Source organism: Arenimonas composti TR7-09 = DSM 18010 (assembly GCF_000426365.1).
Taxonomy (GTDB): Bacteria; Pseudomonadota; Gammaproteobacteria; order Xanthomonadales; family Xanthomonadaceae; genus Arenimonas; species Arenimonas composti.
The window spans coordinates 578,791-597,372 of record NZ_AUFF01000001.1 but is presented as its reverse complement, the minus strand read 5'-3'; the positions used below and the strand labels follow the sequence as shown (position 1 = coordinate 597,372).

General features: G+C 71.5%; 19 protein-coding genes. 2 read left to right on the top strand and 17 right to left on the bottom strand.

Annotated features, from left to right (window positions below; genetic code table 11):
- Window positions 1–9: 9 nt before the first annotated feature.
- From kdsB to K311_RS14935, 15 genes are read right to left on the bottom strand one after another with little or no spacing between them, the layout of a single operon-like run.
- On the bottom strand, window positions 10–777 hold the full coding sequence (kdsB, locus tag K311_RS0102715; RefSeq protein WP_026816051.1) for a 3-deoxy-manno-octulosonate cytidylyltransferase: 768 nt from the start codon (window positions 775–777) through the stop codon (window positions 10–12).
- On the bottom strand, window positions 764–1,789 hold the full coding sequence (lpxK, locus tag K311_RS0102710) for a tetraacyldisaccharide 4'-kinase (RefSeq protein ID WP_051239400.1): 1,026 nt from the start codon (window positions 1,787–1,789) through the stop codon (window positions 764–766). Before lpxK ends, kdsB begins: the two co-directional genes overlap by 14 nt.
- Entirely contained in the window at window positions 1,786–3,561 is a 1,776-nt protein-coding gene (msbA, locus tag K311_RS0102705; protein WP_026816049.1) for a lipid A export permease/ATP-binding protein MsbA, read from the bottom strand. Before msbA ends, lpxK begins: the two co-directional genes overlap by 4 nt.
- Complete coding sequence (locus K311_RS0102700) at window positions 3,558–3,980, bottom strand: ExbD/TolR family protein (protein WP_026816298.1); 423 nt, start codon at window positions 3,978–3,980, stop codon at window positions 3,558–3,560. Before K311_RS0102700 ends, msbA begins: the two co-directional genes overlap by 4 nt.
- Window positions 3,977–4,618 (bottom strand): MotA/TolQ/ExbB proton channel family protein, encoded by a 642-nt coding sequence (locus K311_RS14945; protein ID WP_043798436.1) that lies wholly within the window; start codon window positions 4,616–4,618, stop codon window positions 3,977–3,979. The genes K311_RS0102700 and K311_RS14945 overlap by 4 nt, the downstream gene beginning before the upstream one ends.
- A gap of 3 nt (window positions 4,619–4,621) precedes the next feature.
- Window positions 4,622–7,087 (bottom strand): DNA internalization-related competence protein ComEC/Rec2, encoded by a 2,466-nt coding sequence (locus K311_RS14940; protein WP_245570616.1) that lies wholly within the window; start codon window positions 7,085–7,087, stop codon window positions 4,622–4,624.
- A 3-nt stretch (window positions 7,088–7,090) separates the two neighbouring features.
- Window positions 7,091–7,810 (bottom strand): lipoprotein-releasing ABC transporter ATP-binding protein LolD, encoded by a 720-nt coding sequence (gene lolD, locus K311_RS0102690; RefSeq protein WP_026816048.1) that lies wholly within the window; start codon window positions 7,808–7,810, stop codon window positions 7,091–7,093.
- Window positions 7,803–9,047: a lipoprotein-releasing ABC transporter permease subunit gene (locus K311_RS0102685; protein WP_026816047.1), complete on the bottom strand. Its 1,245-nt coding sequence runs from the start codon at window positions 9,045–9,047 to the stop codon at window positions 7,803–7,805. Before K311_RS0102685 ends, lolD begins: the two co-directional genes overlap by 8 nt.
- A gap of 8 nt (window positions 9,048–9,055) precedes the next feature.
- Window positions 9,056–9,520 carry a protein YgfX gene (locus tag K311_RS0102680; protein ID WP_043798430.1) on the bottom strand — a complete coding sequence of 155 codons (465 nt, stop codon included), beginning with the start codon at window positions 9,518–9,520 and terminating at the stop codon, window positions 9,056–9,058.
- Window positions 9,471–9,725 carry an FAD assembly factor SdhE gene (locus K311_RS0102675; protein ID WP_026816045.1) on the bottom strand — a complete coding sequence of 85 codons (255 nt, stop codon included), beginning with the start codon at window positions 9,723–9,725 and terminating at the stop codon, window positions 9,471–9,473. Before K311_RS0102675 ends, K311_RS0102680 begins: the two co-directional genes overlap by 50 nt.
- Before the next feature lie 16 nt (window positions 9,726–9,741).
- Entirely contained in the window at window positions 9,742–10,527 is a 786-nt protein-coding gene (locus tag K311_RS0102670) for a succinate dehydrogenase iron-sulfur subunit (RefSeq protein ID WP_026816044.1), read from the bottom strand.
- A gap of 57 nt (window positions 10,528–10,584) precedes the next feature.
- A complete protein-coding gene (sdhA, locus tag K311_RS0102665; RefSeq protein ID WP_026816043.1) occupies window positions 10,585–12,411 on the bottom strand; it encodes a succinate dehydrogenase flavoprotein subunit in 1,827 nt (608 codons plus the stop codon).
- A gap of 7 nt (window positions 12,412–12,418) precedes the next feature.
- Window positions 12,419–12,796, bottom strand: coding sequence for a succinate dehydrogenase, hydrophobic membrane anchor protein (sdhD, locus tag K311_RS0102660; protein WP_026816042.1), 378 nt, complete (start codon window positions 12,794–12,796; stop codon window positions 12,419–12,421).
- Window positions 12,793–13,188 (bottom strand): succinate dehydrogenase, cytochrome b556 subunit, encoded by a 396-nt coding sequence (gene sdhC / locus K311_RS0102655; protein ID WP_026816041.1) that lies wholly within the window; start codon window positions 13,186–13,188, stop codon window positions 12,793–12,795. Before sdhC ends, sdhD begins: the two co-directional genes overlap by 4 nt.
- A gap of 47 nt (window positions 13,189–13,235) precedes the next feature.
- Complete coding sequence (locus K311_RS14935; RefSeq protein ID WP_043798426.1) at window positions 13,236–13,427, bottom strand: DUF1674 domain-containing protein; 192 nt, start codon at window positions 13,425–13,427, stop codon at window positions 13,236–13,238.
- Between the two features lie 67 nt (window positions 13,428–13,494).
- On the opposite strand from K311_RS14935, the gene ygfZ reads away from it, so the two are divergent.
- Together ygfZ and K311_RS0102640 are read left to right on the top strand one after the other, a co-directional pair.
- Window positions 13,495–14,331, top strand: a complete 837-nt coding sequence (gene ygfZ / locus K311_RS0102645) for a CAF17-like 4Fe-4S cluster assembly/insertion protein YgfZ (protein WP_043798424.1) — start codon at window positions 13,495–13,497, stop codon at window positions 14,329–14,331.
- Between the two features lie 67 nt (window positions 14,332–14,398).
- Window positions 14,399–15,301, top strand: coding sequence for a phosphate/phosphite/phosphonate ABC transporter substrate-binding protein (locus K311_RS0102640; RefSeq protein ID WP_026816039.1), 903 nt, complete (start codon window positions 14,399–14,401; stop codon window positions 15,299–15,301).
- A 57-nt stretch (window positions 15,302–15,358) separates the two neighbouring features.
- Here the strand turns inward: K311_RS0102640 and K311_RS0102635 are convergent, their stop codons facing one another.
- Both K311_RS0102635 and K311_RS0102630 read right to left on the bottom strand, forming a co-directional pair.
- Window positions 15,359–16,258, bottom strand: a complete 900-nt coding sequence (locus K311_RS0102635; RefSeq protein WP_051239399.1) for an adenylate/guanylate cyclase domain-containing protein — start codon at window positions 16,256–16,258, stop codon at window positions 15,359–15,361.
- Between the two features lie 49 nt (window positions 16,259–16,307).
- A complete protein-coding gene (locus K311_RS0102630) occupies window positions 16,308–18,578 on the bottom strand; it encodes a thiamine pyrophosphate-dependent enzyme (RefSeq protein ID WP_026816037.1) in 2,271 nt (756 codons plus the stop codon).
- Between the last annotated feature and the right edge of the window lie 4 nt (window positions 18,579–18,582).

The following is an 18,582-nucleotide window of genomic DNA, read 5'->3' as shown; positions in this document are numbered from 1 at the left end:
GACACTTCTTCAGGTGAGTTCACGGGCCCGGCGATCGGCGCGCTCGAGGTCCGCCAGGGTGTCGACGCCGGGCGGGAACGGCACCGGGCTGATGCCGACGGCGATGCGTTCGCCGGCTTCCAGCACCCGCAGCTGCTCCAGGGCCTCGAGCTGCTCCAGGCGCCCCGCGGGCAGCGTGGCGAACCGGCGCAGGAACCCGGCGCGGTAGGCGTAGATGCCGATGTGCCGCCAGACGTCGTCGCCGGGCGGACCGAGGCGGTCGCGGGCGAAGCGGTCGCGCTGCCAGGGGATCGGCGCGCGGCTGAAGTACAGCGCGAAGCCGGCGCGGTCGCGCACCAGCTTGACGACGTTCGGGTCGAACAGGGCTGCGGCGTCCTCGACCGCGGTCGCCAGCGTCGCCATGCCGGCGCCGCTGGTGGCCAGGGCCCCGGCGACCGCGCGGATGCCTTCCGGTGGCGCGAAGGGCTCGTCGCCCTGCAGGTTCACGACGATCGTGGCGTCGTCCCAGCCGAGCTGGTCGGCGCACTCGGCGAGGCGATCCGTGCCGGAGGCGTGGTCGGCCCGGGTCATGCAGACGGTCAGCGGCTCGCCGGCGAGCGCGTCGGCGATGCGCGTGTCGTCGGTCGCGACGACGACCTGGCGGGCGCCGGCGGCAAGGGCCCGCCGCGCCACATGCACGACCATCGGGATGCCGGCGATCAGCCGCAGGGGCTTGCCGGGCAGGCGCGAGGCGCCGTAGCGCGCGGGTACCGCGACGACGAAATCAGGCTGGGACATGCGAAGCGCTCCGTTCGGCGAGCAGGCGGTCGAGGGCGGCGAAGAAGCCGTCGGGGAGTTTCGCCCGCGCCGGCACGACCCAGAGGTCGGCGGTGACGCCGGCGAGTCCGCGCAGCTTCACCGCGTCCTTCTCGGTGACCAGCAGTGGCGCGCCGTCGGCGAAGTCGAGATCGGTGGCGGCGAACGCGTGGTGGTCGGGAAAGCCGCGACCGTCGACGGCGAGCCCGGCGGCCGCCAGCGCCGCGAAGAAGCGCGGCGGATGCGCGATGCCGGCGAGCGCGAACACGCGCCTGCCGGCGAAGCCCGCCAGCGGCCGGATTTCGCCGCCGACGAGCCGCTCGGCATCGGCGAGTTCCAGCGTCATCGGCCACGGCGCCGGTGCTGCGCCGGCACCGGCGAAATCCCCGTCACCGCCGTTGCGCACCCGCAGGTCGACCCGCCGACCGCGCGGCTCGCGCAGGGGCCCGGCAGGGATCAGGCGGCCATTGCCGTAGCCGCGCACGCCGTCGACGACCTCGATCTCGATGTCGCGGCCGAGGCGCAGATGCTGCAGGCCGTCGTCCGCGAGGATCAGATCGCAGCCCTCCGAGATCAGGCGCCGCGCGGCGGCGACGCGGTCGCTGTCGACGGCGACCGGCAGGCCGGTGCGGCGGGCGATCAGCAGCGGCTCGTCACCGGCCTCGGAAGCCGGCGTATCGGGATGGACACGCACCGGGCCGCGGCTGCGGCGGCCATGGCCGCGGCTGACGATGCCCGGCTTCCATCCGGCGGCGGCGAGGTGGCCGGCCACCGCGATCGTCAGTGGCGTCTTGCCGGCACCGCCGGCGATCAGGTTGCCGACGACGACCACCGGCACCGGCAGCGACTGCACCGCCGGCCAGCCGCGGCGGCGCAGCCACGTACGCAGCCGCAGCAGCGTGCCGTGCAGCGCCGCGAGCGCACGCAGGCCCGGCCCCGGCGCCACGCCGCCGTACCAGCGCCGCAGCAGCCAGGCTTCCAGTGCCGCGCTCACCCCGCCTCCGGCTCGCGGAACTGCATGCGGTGCAGATGCGCGTACAGGCCGCCGCGCGCGAGCAGTTCGGCATGCGTGCCCTGCTCCACCACCCGGCCCGCGTCCAGCACCAGCACCTGGTCGGCGTGCTCGATCGTCGACAGGCGGTGCGCGATCACCAGCGTCGTGCGGTCGGGAATCAGCCGGTCGAGCGCCGCCTGCACCAGCCGCTCGGACTCGGTGTCGAGCGCCGCGGTCGCCTCGTCGAGGATCAGGATCGGCGCATCGCGCAGGATCGCGCGGGCGATCGCCAGCCGCTGCCGCTGACCGCCGGAAAGCAGCGCGCCGTTCTCGCCGATGCGCGCCTGCATGCCGCCCGGCAGCCGGTCGATGAACTCGGCCGCGTTGGCGGCTTCGGCGGCGGCGCGGATCCGCGCCGGGTCGGCGCCTTCCGCACCGTAGGCGATGTTGGCGGCGACGCTGTCATCGAACAGCATGACCCGTTGCCCGACGAGGGCGATCTGCCGGCGCAGATCGGCCAGCCGGTAATCGGCCAGCGGCACGCCGTCGAGCAGCACGGTGCCGGCGGTCGGCTCGTAAAGCCGCGGCAGCAGCCGGATCAGCGAGGACTTGCCGCTGCCGGAGCGCCCGACGACCGCGGTGACCGTTCCCGGCGCGGCGCGGAACGACACGCCCTCGAGCGCGGCGCCTTCCTGGCCGGCGTAGGCCAGGCGAACATCGCGGAACTCGATGTCGCCGCGGGCACGCTGGATCGGCGTCGTGCCGCTGTCGGGCTCGTCGGATTCGTCGATGATCGCGAACAGGCGCTCGGCCGCGGCGACGCCCTTCTGCACGATCGCCTGCACGTTGGTGATGCGCTTGAGCGAGGGCAGCATCGCCATCATCGCCGTCAGCAGGGTCACGAAGGTGCCGGCGGTCATGCGTCCCCGCGAGGACTCGTAGCCGGCGACCATCAGGATCACCGCCAGCCCGATCGCGGCGAGGATCTGCACCACCGACGAGGCCAGCGCCCGCGTCGACTCGACCTTGATGCCCAGGCGCAGGTTGCGGTTCACCAGTTCGCCGTAGCGGGCCCGCTCGGAGTCCTGGGCACCGTGGATCTTGACCTCCTGGTGCGCCGACAGCGCCTGCTCGGCGACCTGGGCCATGCCGGCGACACCGTCCTGGATGCCGCGGTTGATCTTGCGGTAGCGGCGGCCGACGACACTGGAAATGCCGCCGATCAGCGGCGCCAGCACCAGCATCACCACGGTCACCCGCGGGCTGTACCAGAACATCACCGCCAGCAGGCCGACGATGGTCAGCGTGTCGGTGAAGATCGTCTTCAGCGCGTCGCTGCTCGCCTGGGTCACCTGCTCGGTGTCGTAGTTCAGCCGGGAGACCATCGCCGGCACCGCTTCCTGGTCGAAGCGCGTGCTCGGCAGGCGCAGGTACTTGCCGAGGATCTCCTCGCGCAGATCGCGCACGACGCTGCGGCCGGCGCGGGCCATGCCGTAGTCGGTGGTGAAGGTGGCGGCGCCGCGGATCACGAACAGCGCGACGATCGCCAGTGGCAGCGTCCAGTCCAGCGCCGAGGTGCGGGTCACGAAGGTCTCGTCGACGACCGGCTGCATCAGCGCGGTGAACCCGGCGGCGGCGCCGGCTTCGATGATCATGCCGATCGCCGAGGCCACCAGCAGTGGCCAGTAGCGGCGTGAGCGTGCGAGCAGGCGGCGGTAGATGGTCCAGGTCGCGGTCTCGGTGCGCTCCGCGGCGGCCGTGGAGCCGCTCATTCCGGCGCCCCCGGCGCGACCGGCAGCGACACGCGGGTGAAGCCGAGCTGGCCGACCGCTTCCATCACCGTCACCAGCGCCTGCGTCTGCGCGCGCGCGTCGGCGCGGATGAACACCGGCCGCTGGCGGTCGTCGCCGGCGACCTGGGCGATCGCTTCCTTCAGCGAGGCGGGGTCACGGCGCAGCACTTCCTGGTTGCCGAGATAGATGCGGCCCTCGGCGTCGATCACGATCGTCAGCGGATCCGGTGGCTGCACCTCCGCCGCGATGTCGGCTTTCGGCAGCTCGAGCCGGATCGCACTGCGCTGGTTGAAGCTGGTGGTCACGACCAGGAAGATGATCAGGCAGAAGACCACGTCGATCAGCGAGACCAGGTTGATCTCGGGCTCGTCGGGGACGCGGCCGGTGCCGAGCCTCATGCCTCGCTCCGCTTGACCGTCGGACGCAGGCGGCCGGTGCCGTCGTCGAGGGCGTCGAGCAGGGCCGTCGCCTGCACTTCCATCTCGACGATGTAGCCGGTGATGCGGCCGCGCAGGTAGCGGTGGAAGATCAGCGCCGGGATCGCCACCACCAGGCCGGCCGCCGTGCTGATCAGCGCCTCGCCGATGCCGCCGGCGAGCTGGTTGGCGTCGCCGACGCCGTGGCCGAGGATGTCCAGGAACATCCGGATCATGCCGAACACGGTGCCCAGCAGGCCGAGCAGCGGCGACACCGCGGCGATCGTGCCCAGGGTATTGAGGAAGCGCTCGAGCCGGTGCGCGACATGGCGGCCGGTGTCCTCGATGCGTTCCTTGATCAGCTCGCGCGGCCGGTTGCGCACGTCCAGCGCCGCCGCCAGCAGCTCGCCGAGCGGCGAGTTCCGGCGCAGCACCTCGATGTGCTTCGGGTCGAGATTGCGGCCGCGCGCCCACTCGCGCACCTCCTCGCCGAGCCCGGGCGGCAGCACGTCCTTGCGGCGGAGGGTCCAGAACCTTTCGAGCACGATCGCCGTCGCGAGCACGGCCAGGGCAATCAGCGGCAGCATCACCCAGCCGCCGGCTTTGATCAGTTCGAACACGCCTCACCTTCGGATCGCGGAAACCTCGCCAGCATAACCCGTGCCTGCAGTCCGGACATCGCGCCAGTAGCGCGGCCGGTCGCGGCGCAGCTGCGTGTGAATGCGGGCGCCATGCGTGCCGAGGCGGACCGCGATCGCCCCGTCCATGGCGGTGTCGGACAGGGGCACCGAATAGCGCGCGTAGCGCGCCAGCACCCGCGGCTTCGGCAGTCCGAAGCGGTTGTCGGCGCCAACCGCCAGCAGCCCGAGGCGCGGCCGCACGGCGGCGATGAAGTCCAGGCTGGACGAGCTGTCGCTGCCGTGGTGCGGCACCAGCAGCACGTCGGCGCGGATGTCGGCCGGCGGCAGCCCGGCCAGTCGCGTCTCGATGTGCCGGCCGATGTCGCCGGCGAGGATCGCCGAGGCGCCGGCGGCGTCGATGCGCAGAACGCAGGAACTCTGGTTGCGCAGATAGGGAAAGTAGGCCGGCGGATGCAGCCAGCGGAAGCGCACGCCGTCGTGCTCCCAGCCTGCGCCGGCGAGACAGTCGCGCACCGGCGTCGGTGGCAGCGGCGACGGTCGCCAGCCGGGCGGCGCGAAGATGTCGCCGACGGCGAATTCGCGGCGCACCGCGTCGGCGCCACCGGCGTGGTCACTGTCGCCGTGGCTGATCACCAGGCGGTCGACCCGGCGGACGCCGAGGGCGCGCAGCGCCGGTACCACCGCGACCTCGCCGAGGTCGGCCCCGTGCGCGGTCGCCGGGCCGGCGTCGTACAGCAGGTCGTGGTCGGCGGTGCGCACCAGCAGGGCCAGGCCCTGGCCGGCGTCGAGCAGCCACAGCTCCGCCTCGCCGTGCCGGGGCCGGCCGGTTGCCGGCCAGAGCAGCGGCAGCAGGAGCAGCAGCGCCAGCGGCTTGCCCGGCACGCCGCGGGGCAACAGGCACCAGAAGGCGCCGGCGAAGGCCAGGACCAGCGCCGGCAGCGCCGGTTCGGGCAGCCAGACCAGACTCGCCGGCCAGGCCGCGACCTGCTCGAGCACGGTCCAGAAGCCGTCCATCGCCTGCCCCGCGAGGGTCCACACGGTCCCCGCGAGGGTGTCCGACAGCGGTGTCGCCGCCAGGCCGAGCAGGCACAGCGGCACGACCACGAGACTGATCCACGGAATCCCGGCGAGGTTCACCAGCGGTCCCGACAGCGAGGCCTGCCCGAAGAACCAGACGGTCAGCGGCAGGAGCCCGAGCACCGCCACGCCCTGCCCCTGCAGGAAGGGGCGCAGCATGCCGGCGCGCGGGTCCGGCGGCAGGCACCAGAGCAACCAGGCGACACCGACGAAACTGAGCCAGAAGCCCGGCGCGAGCACGCTCAGCGGGTCGAGCAGCAGCACCGCGACCAGGGCCAGGGCGAGGCCGTCACCGGGACGCGGCCGCCGGCGCCAGATCCGGGCGCCGGCGAGTGCGGCGATCATCAGCAGCGTGCGCAGCGTCGGCAGCGCGAAGCCGGCCAGCGCCGCGTAAGCGGCCGCGAACACGACCGCGGCGACCGCCGCTGCCGGCGGTCGCGGCCAGCGTCGCGCCAGGCCCGGAACGAGCGTCCACAGCGCCCGCACCAGCAGCGCCCCGAAGCCGGCGACGAGGCCGACGTGGAAGCCGGAGATCGCGATCAGATGGGTGAGGCCGGTCGCCCGCAGTACCTGCCAGTCGTGGTCGTCGAGCTCGCGGGTGTCGCCGAGGGCCAGCGCGGCGACGAAACGCGCCCGCTCGGCCGGAAGCGCCGCGGCGATGCGGCCGGAAAGGAGTTCGCGCAGCGGATCCAGACCCGCGCCGGGGGCCAGGCGCCGCGGTTCGCCGCCGGAATCGCCGTCGCCCGCGTCCCTCCCCTTCGCCGCCGTCACCACGGCCCCGGTGGCTGCCAGCCGCTGCTCCAGCGCGCGCCGCTCGAAATCGAAGCCGCCGGGGTTGATCAGCCCGCGTGGCCGACGCAGCCGCACCGGCAGGCGCCACTGGCTACCCGCGGCCAGTTCGGGCAGCGGCGCGCCATCACGGGCGTACCAGCCCAGGCGCAGGCGCCGACCCTTCAGGATCGCCGCCGGCCCATCGCCCTGCTCCACGACGAAAGCGAACCGCCACTGGCCATCGCCGCGTTCCGGCAGGCCGGCGATGCGCCCTTCGACCCAGAGGGTCTGTCCCGCGAGTTCCGCCGGCAGCCGCAGCGCCATCGCCGCGCCGCCGTGGGCACAGGCCAGGGCGATGCCGACCAACAGCGCCCCGAAGGCGCGCCCGCGCCACCGCCCGCCCCACATCAGCAGCCCGGCGAGCGTCAAGACTGCGCCCGCCCACCGTGGCGGAAGTTCGGCCCAGACCTGCACCCAGAGCACGCCCGCGAGCAGGGCTGCGGCGATCGCGGGCGCGAACGGCGGCGGCACCTGCTCCGCCGGAATCCCGGCGGCCGGCCGTGGCCCGGTGTCCGTCGCGGTCGCCCGCGCGGTGGGCACGGCCTAGTCCTCGGGCAGTGGTCGCAGCTTTCCCCGGGTCAGTTCCAGGGTTCGATCCAGTCGCCGCGCCAGGCGGCGATCATGGGTGACGAGGACCAGCGCCGTGCCCTGCTCGCGATTGAGCTCGAGCAGCAGGTCGAACACCGAGGCGGCGGTTTTCTCGTCGAGATTGCCGGTGGGCTCGTCACCGAGCACGCAGGCGGGATTGGTGACCAGGGCGCGCGCCACCGCGGCACGCTGGCGCTCGCCGCCGGACAGTTCGCCCGGCTTGTGGCCGAGGCGATGGCCGAGGCCGACGCGCTCGAGCAGCGCCTTCGCCGGTCCGCGCGCCGCGGCGACGGCATCGCCGCGGATCAGCAGCGGCATCATCACATTCTCGAGCGCGGTGAACTCCGGCAGCAGGTGGTGGAACTGGTAGACGAAGCCGAGCGCGCGGTTGCGCAGCCGGCTGCGTTCGCGTTCGCCCAGCCCCGACATCGCCTTCAGGCCGCCGCCGGCGGGATCGGCGACCAGCACCTCGCCGGCGCTGGCCGCGTCCAGGCCACCGAGCAGGTGCAGCAGCGTGCTCTTGCCAGCTCCGGAAGCGCCGACGATCGCGACGGTCTCGCCCTTGCCGACCGTCAGGTCGAGCCCGTCGAAGACCGGCGTGCGCAGGTTGCCCTCCTCGTAGGTCTTGCCGAGGCCCTGGCAGCGGATCACCGGTTCGCGGACGCGGTCATTCATAGCGCAGCGCCGTCGCGGGATCGGTGCGGGCGGCCCGCCACGCCGGGTACAGGGTGGCCAGCAGGCACATCACGAAGGCGACCACCGCGACCATCGCGACGTCGTCGCCATGCACTTCCGAGGGCACGCCACTGATGTAGTAGACGTCCGCCGGCATCAGTTCGGTGCCGAAGGCGTTCTCGATCGCGGCCACCACGTGCGACAGGTTGCTGGCCAGCAGTACGCCGCCGCCGACGCCGATCGCGATGCCGGCGAGCCCGATCACCATCCCCTGCACGACGAAGACCCGCATCACCCCGGCCGGTGACATGCCGAGCGTGCGCAGGATCGCGATGTCCGACTGCTTGTCCTGCACCAGCATCACCAGCGACGACACCAGGTTGAACGCGGCGATCAGGATCACCAGCGACAGCAGGATGAACATGACCGTCTTCTCGAGCTTCAGCGCGCGGAAGAAGTTGGCGTGGTCGCGGGCCCAGTCGCGGACGCGGAAATAACCCTGCATGCGCTCGGTCAGGTCGCGCGCGACCGGCCAGGCCTGCCACATGTCGGCCAGCTTCAGGCGCACGCCGGTGACGCCGTCGCCGAGGCGGCCGAGCCGCTGCGCGTCCTGCAGATGGATGATCGCCAGGCCGAGGTCGTATTCCTGGGCGCCGGCACGGAACACGCCGACGACATTGAAGCGGCGCGCGCGCGGCAGCGCCCCGAGCGGGGTCGCCGTCGCTTCGGAGATGTACATGTTCACCGCATCGCCGGGACCGACGCCGAGCGCGGCCGCGAGTTCGGCACCGAGGATGATGTTGAACTCGCCCGGACGCAGGTCGTCGAGGCGGCCGTGGGTCATCTTCTCCGCGATCTCCGACACCCGCGGCTCGTAGTCGGGGAGCACGCCGCGCACCAGCGCACCCTGGCGGCGGTGGCCCTGCAGCAGCGCTTCGGTCTCGACATAGGGCGCGGCGCCGACCACCCGGCCGTCTTCGCTGGCGAAGGCGACCGCGCGCTGCCAGTCCTCCAGCGGCCCGTCGAGGCCGGTGATCGTCGCATGCGCGACCATGCCGAGGATGCGGGTGCGCAGTTCCGACTGGAAGCCGCTCATCACCGAAATGGTCGTGATCAGCGCGACCACGCCGAGGATGATCCCGAGGATCGAGGCCAGCGACAGGAAGGAGATGAAGCCGTTGCGGCGCTTGGCGCGCAGGTAGCGCAGGCCGATCGACAGGGGAAGGGGCTGGAACATGTGGGCGCCTATGCTGCCACCGAGGGCACCGCGGCGTCGCCCCCGCGTGCGGGGCCGGCGAGCAGGCGCAGGCGGCGGCGGTCGGAAGCCACGAGCATGCCGGGCCAGAACAGCCAGCGTCGTGTGCGTCGCTGCGCGGTGCGCCCGGTGACGACCACCAGCGGGCCGCGGAACACGACACTCACCTCCTGCAACGCGACCACGTCCCCGACGCACTGCCAGCGCCCCCGCCCTTGCCCGTCCAGCGTCAGCGTGCCGCCGGCACGCGCGAGTTCGCGGCGCGCCGAATGCAGCGACCATCCGAACGCGGCCCCGGCGGCGAGGCAGGCCGTGAGCGCGGGGAGTGCGCTGGCGAGGATCGAGATCGCGGCGAGGCCGCCGAGGATCACGAGGGCCGCGGCGAGCGGCCGCGACGTCCGCCAGTCAAGGCGGCAGGTCGAGTACACGGGCGACGAGTCCGGCGAGTTGCGCATCCTGCGGAGCCTCCCGGCCCATGAACCACCGCCACAGCCTATCGTCCTCGCTGTCGAGGAGGCGTAGGAAAACCGAACGTTCCGCGTCATCCGCCGCCGCCCAGCAGCGGTCGAGATAACGCAGCAGCAGCTGGTCGAGTTCGCGCATGCCGCGCCGGCAGCGCCAGCGCAGGCGGCGCAGCTCGGCGTCGGCGTCTGCGGACATCGTTCGGACCGGCGGCTCAGGCGCCGCGCCGCTGCAGCATCAGCTTCTTGATCTCGCCGATCGCCTTCGCCGGGTTCAGACCCTTCGGGCAGGTGCGGGCGCAGTTCATGATCGTGTGGCAGCGATAGAGCTTGAACGGGTCCATCAGGTCGTCCAGGCGGGCACCGGTGTCCTCGTCGCGCGAGTCGACGATCCAGCGGTAGGCCTGCAGCAGGACCGCCGGGCCGAGGTAGCGGTCGCCGTTCCACCAGTAGCTCGGGCAGCTGGTCGAGCAGCAGGCGCAGAGGATGCATTCGTAGAGACCGTCGAGCTTGGCGCGGTCGGCCTTCGACTGCAGGCGCTCCTTCGCCGGTGCCGGGCTCTGCGTACGCAGCCACGGGCGGATCGAGGCGTACTGCGCGTAGAAGTGGGTCAGGTCCGGCACCAGGTCCTTGACCACCGGCATGTGCGGCAGCGGGTAGATCGGCACCTCGGCCTTCTTGCACTCGTCGATCGCGCGGGTACAGGCCAGGGTGTTGGTGCCGTCGATGTTCATCGCGCACGAGCCGCAGATGCCCTCGCGGCAGGAGCGGCGGAAGGTCAGCGTCGGGTCGATCTCGTTCTTGATCTTGATCAGCGCGTCGAGAACCATCGGCCCGCAGGCGTCGAGGTCGATCTCGTAGGTGTCCGTGCGCGGATTGGCGCCGTCGTCCGGGTTCCAGCGGTACACCTTGAACGCGCGCACGTTCTTCGCGCCGGCCGGCGCGGGGAAGTGCCGTCCCTTGTTCACCTTGGAATTCTTCGGGAGCGAAAACTCGGCCATGTCTGATCTCGATCGGTGCCTGGGTCGGGGCGGCGCCGCCGCCCTGCCTGGAATGACTCAGTAAGTGCGCTTCTTCGGCGGCACCACGTCCACGTCGCGGGTGAGCGTGTACATGTGCACCGGGCGGTAGTCGATGCGGGTCTGGTCGCCGTCGACCCAGCAGATCGTGTGCTTGAGCCACTCCTCGTCGCGGCGGATGCCCTCGTCCTTGAGGTTGCCCTGCTCGTCCTTCTCCCAGAAGTCCTCGCGGGCGTGGGCGCCGCGCGACTCGGTGCGATTCTCCGCGGACACGATCGTCGCCAGCGCCTGGCCGAGCAGGTTCTGCAGCTCGAGCGTCTCCATCAGGTCGGAGTTCCAGACCAGCGAGCGGTCGCTGATGCGGATGTCGTCGAAGCCGCGCACGCATTCGCGGATGCGCTCGACGCCGCGCTTCAGGCCGTCCGGGGTACGGAACACCGCGGCGTCCTCCTGCATCGCCCGCTGCATGCGCAGGCGCAGTTCGGCGGTCGGGGTGCCGCCGCTGGCGTTGCGGACGCGGTCGAGGTTGGCCAGCGAAGGCTCATAGGCGCCGCGCTGCACCGTCGGCTGCGGCGCGCCCGGGCGGATCGTCTCGGCGCAGCGGTTGGCGACCGCGCGGCCGAACACCACCAGGTCCAGCAGTGAATTCGAGCCGAGGCGGTTGGCGCCGTGCACCGACACGCAGGCCGCCTCGCCGATCGCGTACAGGCCCGGCACGACGCTGTCCGGGTTGCCGTCCTTCAGCGTCACGACTTCGCCGTGATAATTCGTCTGCAGGCCGCCCATGTTGTAGTGCACGGTCGGCAGCACCGGGATCGGCTGCTTGGTGACGTCGACGCCGGCGAAGATCTTCGCGGTCTCGGCGATGCCCGGCAGCTTCTCGTGGATGTCGGCCGGATTGAGGTGGGTCAGGTCGAGGTGGATGTGGTCCTGGTGCGGACCGACGCCCCGGCCCTCGCGGATCTCGATCGTCATCGAGCGGCTGACGACGTCGCGCGAGGCCAGGTCCTTGGCGTTCGGCGCGTAGCGCTCCATGAAGCGCTCGCCCTTGGCGTTGCGCAGGATGCCGCCTTCGCCACGCACGCCTTCGGTGATCAGGCAGCCGGCGCCGTAGATGCCGGTCGGGTGGAACTGCACGAACTCCATGTCCTGCAGCGGCAGGCCGGCGCGCAGCGCCATGCCGCCGCCATCGCCGGTGCAGGTATGCGCCGAGGTCGCGGAGAAATAGGCGCGGCCGTAGCCGCCGGTCGCCAGCACCGTGCCCTGGGCGCGGAACAGGTGCAGCTCGCCGGTGGCCATGTCCATCGCCAGCACGCCGCGGCAGGCGCCTTCGGCGTCCATCACCAGGTCGAGCGCGAAGTACTCGATGAAGAACTCGGCCGAATGCGCCAGCGACTGCTGGTAGAGCGTATGCAGGATCGCGTGGCCGGTGCGGTCCGCCGCGGCGCAGGTGCGCTGCGCGGCCGGGCCGGTGCCCATGCGGGTGGTCATGCCGCCGAAGGGGCGCTGGTAGATGCGGCCGTCCTCGGTGCGCGAGAACGGCACGCCCTGGTGCTCGAGCTCGATGACCGCGGGGATGGCCTCGCGGCACATGTACTCGATCGCGTCCTGGTCGCCCAGCCAGTCCGAGCCCTTGATGGTGTCGTAGAAGTGGTAGCGCCAGTCGTCCTCGCTCATGTTGCCGAGCGCGGCCGAGATGCCGCCCTGGGCCGCGACCGTGTGCGAGCGGGTCGGGAACACCTTGCTCAGGCAGGCCGTCTTCAGGCCCTTGTGGGCCAGGCCGAACGTCGCCCGCAGGCCGGCGCCGCCGGCGCCGACGACGACCATGTCGTAGGTGTGTTCGTGGATCTTGTAGGCAGCGGTCATGGCGGACTCAGGCGGAGAAGACGATGCGGCCGATGGCCAGCAGGGAGGCGATCACGGCCAGCACGCAGGCGAACCTCACCAGCACCTGCAGCGCCAGTTCCTTCCAGCCGTGCACGTAGTCCTCGATGACCACCTGCAGACCGAGCTGGGCGTGCCAGAACAGCGACACCACGAAGGCGGCCAGCAGGGTCGCGGTCAGCGGCCGGGCGATGCTCGCCTGCACCGTCGCCTGGTCGGCGCCGAGCAGGCCGAGCGCGAAGATCACGAACCACGGCGACAGCAGGGCCAGCGCGATCGCGGTCAGGCGCTGGCGCCACCAGTGGCCGACGCCATCGCGGGCGGAACCGAGGCCGCGGGCGCGGGCGAGCGGGTTGCGCAGGCTCATGCCGCACCTCCGGTCACGAACAGCCAGAGCACGGCGGTGAGCACGATCGCCAGCACGACGACGGCCCAGCCGCTGGCATAGGCCTTCGGGATCTCGTAGCCGTGGCCGGCATCCCACATCAGGTGGCGGATGCCGTTGAGGAAGTGGTAGTTCAGCGCCGCCGAGAACAGGAACAGGCCGATCCTGCCGGGAACCGAGGCCAGGCAGGCCGTCAACTGCGCGAAGTGCTCCGGCAGGAAGGCCGCCGACACCAGCCAGCACACCAGCACGACGCTGCCGACGGCGAGCGCGATGCCGGTGACGCGATGCAGCAGCGACAGCGTGCTGGTGAGCTGGAAGCGGTAGGTGCTGCCCAGCATGAAGGGGGAAAGCGGACGTTCGGGCGTCGCCATTGGCATCTCGGCTGGCTGGTGGACGGAGGAAACCGCGCGACGGCGGTTCAGAAATCGATGCAGCGGCCGTTCTTCTCCCAGTCGCCGTAGCGGGTGGGATCGGGCCCGTCGCGGCCACCGATCTCGCGGACCGGGGCATCGCCGGAACCGGTTCCGGCCCCTGCCCGATCGGCCGTGGAATCGGCCGCCGGATCGGTCGGAGAAGCGGTTTCGCCTATGATTCGCGGCTGATTCGCCATGCCGTAATGATAGGTCCCGGCCCCGATGCCGTACAAGCCGCACGTTTCAAACGAATGTTGCACGCCGTTGTCCGACTGGTCGGTTCTCGAGGTCGGCGGCGCCGACGCGGCCGCCTTCCTGCAGGCGCAGACGATGAACGACGCGCGCGCGCTGGCGCCGGGGACCTGGCACTGGAACGGCTGGCTGACGCCGAAGGGCCGGGTGATCGCGCTGTTCGCCGTCCTGCACGCCGAACCGGGCCGCTACCTGCTCGCCTGCCCCGACATGCCGGCTGGCGAACTCGCGGCGGCGCTGCGCCGCTTCGTGTTCCGCAGCAAGTTGACGCTGGTCGCCGACGGCAGCCTGGTGGCGGCCGCCGGTCCCGGGATCGACGGGGCGCGCGGCAACCAGGCGTTCGTGGTGGAGGGTGCGTTCGCCCTCGACTTCGGCGGTGAGGGCGGTGCGCGCACGCTCTGGTTGCTGGCGAAGGACGCCCCTGCCCTCGGCGCCGCCGATCCGGACGTGGCCGCGGCGTGGCGGTCCGCCGACGTCGCCCACGGGCTGCCGCGGCTCGAGGCTGCCCAGCGCGGGGCGTGGACGCCACAGATGCTTTCGCTCGGCCGCCTCGCGGCCTTCAGCCTGCGCAAGGGCTGCTATCCGGGGCAGGAAATCGTCGCGCGCACGCATTACCTCGGCCAGGCCAAGCGCGGCCTCGCCCGCCTCGCCGGCGCGGGCCTGGCACCCGGCATGGCCGTGGCCAGCGACGGCCAGCCGGCCGGAACCGTGATCTGCGTCACGGGATCGGACGAAGCGCTGGCGGTGCTCGGCGGCGACGCCGGAAACGCGTTGTCCGCCGTCCTTCCCGATGGCACCGCGGTGCCGCTGCAGCGCCTGCCTCTACTCGACGGACTCGCGCGCGGTTGAACCTTGCGCAGGTTTGGCGGCGCATGCCGATCTCTGCTATACCCGCCGCCACGGGGAGGAGTCCAACATGAAGAAGAAACACGTTCTGCCGGGCCTGCTGCTGGCCGTCATGGCGACGCCGGTGCTGTCCGCCGAGTACACCCTTGCAGTCGAACCGAACTACCCGCCCGACCAGGCGCAGGAAGTCTACAAGCCGCTGCTCGACTACCTGTCGCGCGAGACCGGCCATACCTTCGTGCTGCGCACGGCCGGCAACTACCACGTCTACTGGCGCGACCTGCGCACCGCGGTGAAGACCGACTTCGCGTTCGAGGAAGCCCACTTCACCGGTTACCGTGCCGACCGCCTCGGCTTCACGCCGCTGGTACGCACGGTCGAGCCGACCCGCTACACCCTCGTGGCCACCGGGTCGTTCGCCGACCAGGGCACCGCCGGGCTGATCGGCTACCGCGTGGTCAGCATGCCCGCGCCCAGCCTCGGCTACCTGCTGCTCGGGGAGATGTACAAGAACCCGATCGCCCAGCCCGACATCCTGTCGCGCGCGGCCAACTGGCGCGACGGCGTCGAGATGGTCTACGCCCAGGAAACCGAAGGCGCGATGGTGCCGAACTACATCGCCAACCAGTATCCGGACCTCGTGCCGGTCTCGCAGTCGCGCGAGTTCATCGGCCGCACGCTGTCGGCCGGTGGCACCGTGCCGGCCAATGTCCGCGAGGCGGTGACGGCGGCGATGCTGGCGCTGAACGATGCCGACAACACCGAGATCCTGCAGGAACTCGACACGACCCAGTTCGTCGCCGCCGATCCGACGGCCTACGCGTCCGCGGAACCGCTGCTGCGCGGCATGTTCGGCTACAAGCCCAAGGCCGAGGCCGCGGCGCCGGCCGCGCGACCGGCGGCGCGCACGACCACGGCGCCCCCGGGCGAGGACGAGGACATCGGCGGCATCGAGGTCCGCGCCGACCGCTGAGCGGCCGCGGAACCTCGCGGGAAGGAAGCGACGCCGGCGAAAGCCGGCGTCCTGCTTTCAGTCGGCGTCGAAGTAGATGACGTCGCCGCTGTTGACGCCGAAGCTCTGCCCCAGCGAGATCGTGCCCGACTTGCGCAGGTGCAGCTCGTCGCGGTGCACCTTGATCTCGTCGTCGTCGCCGATGCGCACGTAGGTGCCGTTGGTCGAGCGGTCGGCGACCATGAAGTGCCCGCGCTTGAACTCGATCAGCGCATGCGCGCGGCTGACCCAGTCGGCCTCGATCACGAGATTGTTGGTGGCCTCGCGTCCCATCGAGAACGGCTGCGAGGTCGGCGTCAACTCGATCTGGTTCGCGCGGTGGCGCAGGCGCAGGCGGGCATTGCTGCCGCCGGTGGGGTCGCCGAGGCGGATCGCCGACTGCACCATCGTCATGCCGGAGGTGTCCTCCTGCCAGATCAGGTCGACGATCTCGATCGGCAGCAGCTTGCCGCTGACCCGCGCCTTGCCGAGGCTGCGCGCCTCGGGAATCTTGCCGCTGAGGCTGTTGTAGGTCGCCGCGGTCGTGACGATCTGCTCGCGCTTGGCCAGCGAGGCCATGCGCGCGGCGGTGTTGACCGCGTCGCCGTAGACGTCGCCGTCGGCCTCCTCGAGCGCGTCGCCGTGGTGCAGGCCGATGCGCACCGCCAGGCTGTCGCGCACGAAATCGATGTCGCGCCCCATCTTGCGCTGCATGTCGCAGGCCGCCAGCACGCCGTTGAGCGCCGCCGGGAAGGTGCACATGACCTCGTCACCGATGGTCTTGATCACCCGCCCGCCGTGCTGCTGGCAGACCGTGGTCAGGGCGCCGAGGACTTTGGCGATCAGCCGCCTCGCCTCCTGGTCGCCCTTGGTCTCGAACAGCCGCGTGCTGCCGCTGACATCGGCGAACAGGATCGTCTGGGGGCGGGACTGGGACATGCGCTGAGTCTAGGACAAGGCGGCGCGGGCGTCATGCCCGCGGTTTCCGTCAACGCTCCCCGGCCAGTTCCGCGGCCATCGCGACGATGTCGTCGTCGGAAGGAATGACCAGGAAGGCGGCCCCGGCCAGCGGCGTGTAGGTGTCCTCACCGACGACCCGGCGCAGCGGCTTGTCGCCGTGGCCGCCCTCGACGACCGCGGTGATGACGCCCTCGCCGACGCCGGCCGAACGGCGGCCTTCGTCGACGACCAGGATGCGGGCGCATTCGCCGGCATGGCGGGCGATGGCCGCTGCGTTCAGCGGCTGCAGCCAGCGCAGGTCGACCACGCGGACCTTCCAGCCCTGCGCGGCCTCGATCCGGCGGGCGGCGCGCAGGCTCATCGGCACGCCGTTGCCGAAGGTGAAGATCACCAGATCGGTCGCCTTGGGGGCGTAGACCCGCTCCTCGCCGAGGGCCATGGCCTGGTCCGGGGCCGGGTACGTGGTCAGCCACTGGCCGTCGCCGGCCTCGTGCAGATCCTTGGTCATGTACAGCGCGATCGGCTCGAGGAAGGCGCAGACGCGGCCGTCGACCCTGGCCAGCGCCGCCAGCGTCCGCAGCATCGTCGCCGCGTCGTCGCCGCGGCTCGGGCAGCCGACGACCAGGCCGGGGATGTCGCGCAGCGCGGTGATCGAGTTGTCGTTGTGGAAATGGCCGCCGAAGCCGCGCTGGTAGCCCAGCGAGGCGATGCGCATCAGCATCGGGTTGCGGTACTGGCCGTTGCTGAAGAACTGCAGGCTGCAGGCCTCGCCGCGGATCTGGTCGCAGGCGTTGTGGAAATACGCCAGGTACTGGATCTCCGGCAGCGGCAGCATGCCCATGTTGGCGTAGCCCTGCGCGAGGCCGAGGATCATCGTCTCGTCGAGCAGCGTGTTGAACACGCGCGCATTCCTGAAGACCTTGTGCAGGCCCTTGGTGACCGTGTACACGCCGCCCTTCTGGGCGACGTCCTCGCCGAACAGCAGGGCTTCCGGGTATTTGGCGAACAGGTCGTGCAGGGCCTGGTTGATCTGGATCGCGAGGTGCTTCGGCGGCTGGTTCTCCGGCAGCTTCGCCTCGCCGCCGAAGACCTCGAGCCGGCGTTCCGGCGCCGGCACCCGCGCCGCCTCGGCAGCGACCGCGTCCGGTGTGTACGGCGCCAGCGGCGCCATCACCTCGGCCAGCGAGTCGAGCTTCGGGCGGCGGTCGGCCTCGTCGGCGGCGGCGAAGCAGCGCGCCCGCATCGCCTCGTAGCGCGCCAGCAGCTCGTCCTTCGTCATCAACCCGGACTCGAGCGCGATCGCGGCACTGCGCAGCAGCGGGTCGGAGGCCTCGACCGCCATCAGCTCGGCGATGCTGCGCCACTCGATCTCGAAGTCGGTGCCGGCATGACCCATGATCCGGGTCGTCTTCAGGTGCAGGAAGGTCGGCCGGCGCGTACGCCGGCAGTGCTCGACCGCCGCCTGCACCTGGCCATAGCCTTCGGCGAGGTCGAGGCCGTCGGCGAAGAAATAGTCCAGGCCCGGGCGCTGGCGGAAGGCCTCGGCGACCCAGCCGGCCGGCGTCTTCACCGAGATGCCGATGCCGTTGTCCTCGCAGACGAACAGCACCGGCGCCGGCAGCTTCTGGTAGGCGGTCCACTGCGCGGTGTTGAAGGCGGTCTGCGCGGTCGCGTGGTTGCTCGAGGCATCGCCGAAGGAACAGATCGCGATCGAATCCTCCGGGATCGGCAGGGTGTGGCCGATGCGCCGCGCCTGTTCGATCGCGATCGCGGTACCCAGCGCCTTCGGCAGGTGCGAGGCGATCGTCGAGGTCTGCGGCAGCACCCACAGCGGCTTGCTGCCCCAGACCTTGTGCCGGCCGCCGGAGGCCGGATCGTCCTTCGACGCCGCGAACGACAGCGCCGAATCCATCACCGGATCCATGCCCGGCAGCTTGCGGAAGCGTTCGGCCATGAAGCCGCCGGAGCGGTAGTGCAGGAAGGCCGGATCGGTGTGGCGGGTCAGGCGCGCGACCATCGCATTGCCTTCGTGGCCGCTGGAACCGATCGTGTAGAACACCTTCTGCTGCACGCGCAGCACGCGCGCCATCAGGTCCAGGTGGCGCGAGACCAGCTGCGACTCGAACAGGTCGAGGAAGTCGGCGGCAGTGCAGGCGCTGCCCGGCAGCACCGCCTCGTGCGGTGCCGGCTTCGCGGCGGGCGTGCCGTTCCACTGGCTCACGAACTCGACGAAGTTGTCGTCGCACACCTTGGCGCGGTTGACGTCCTTGTGGCGGGCGGGAATCGGCGGGGCGGTCATGGTC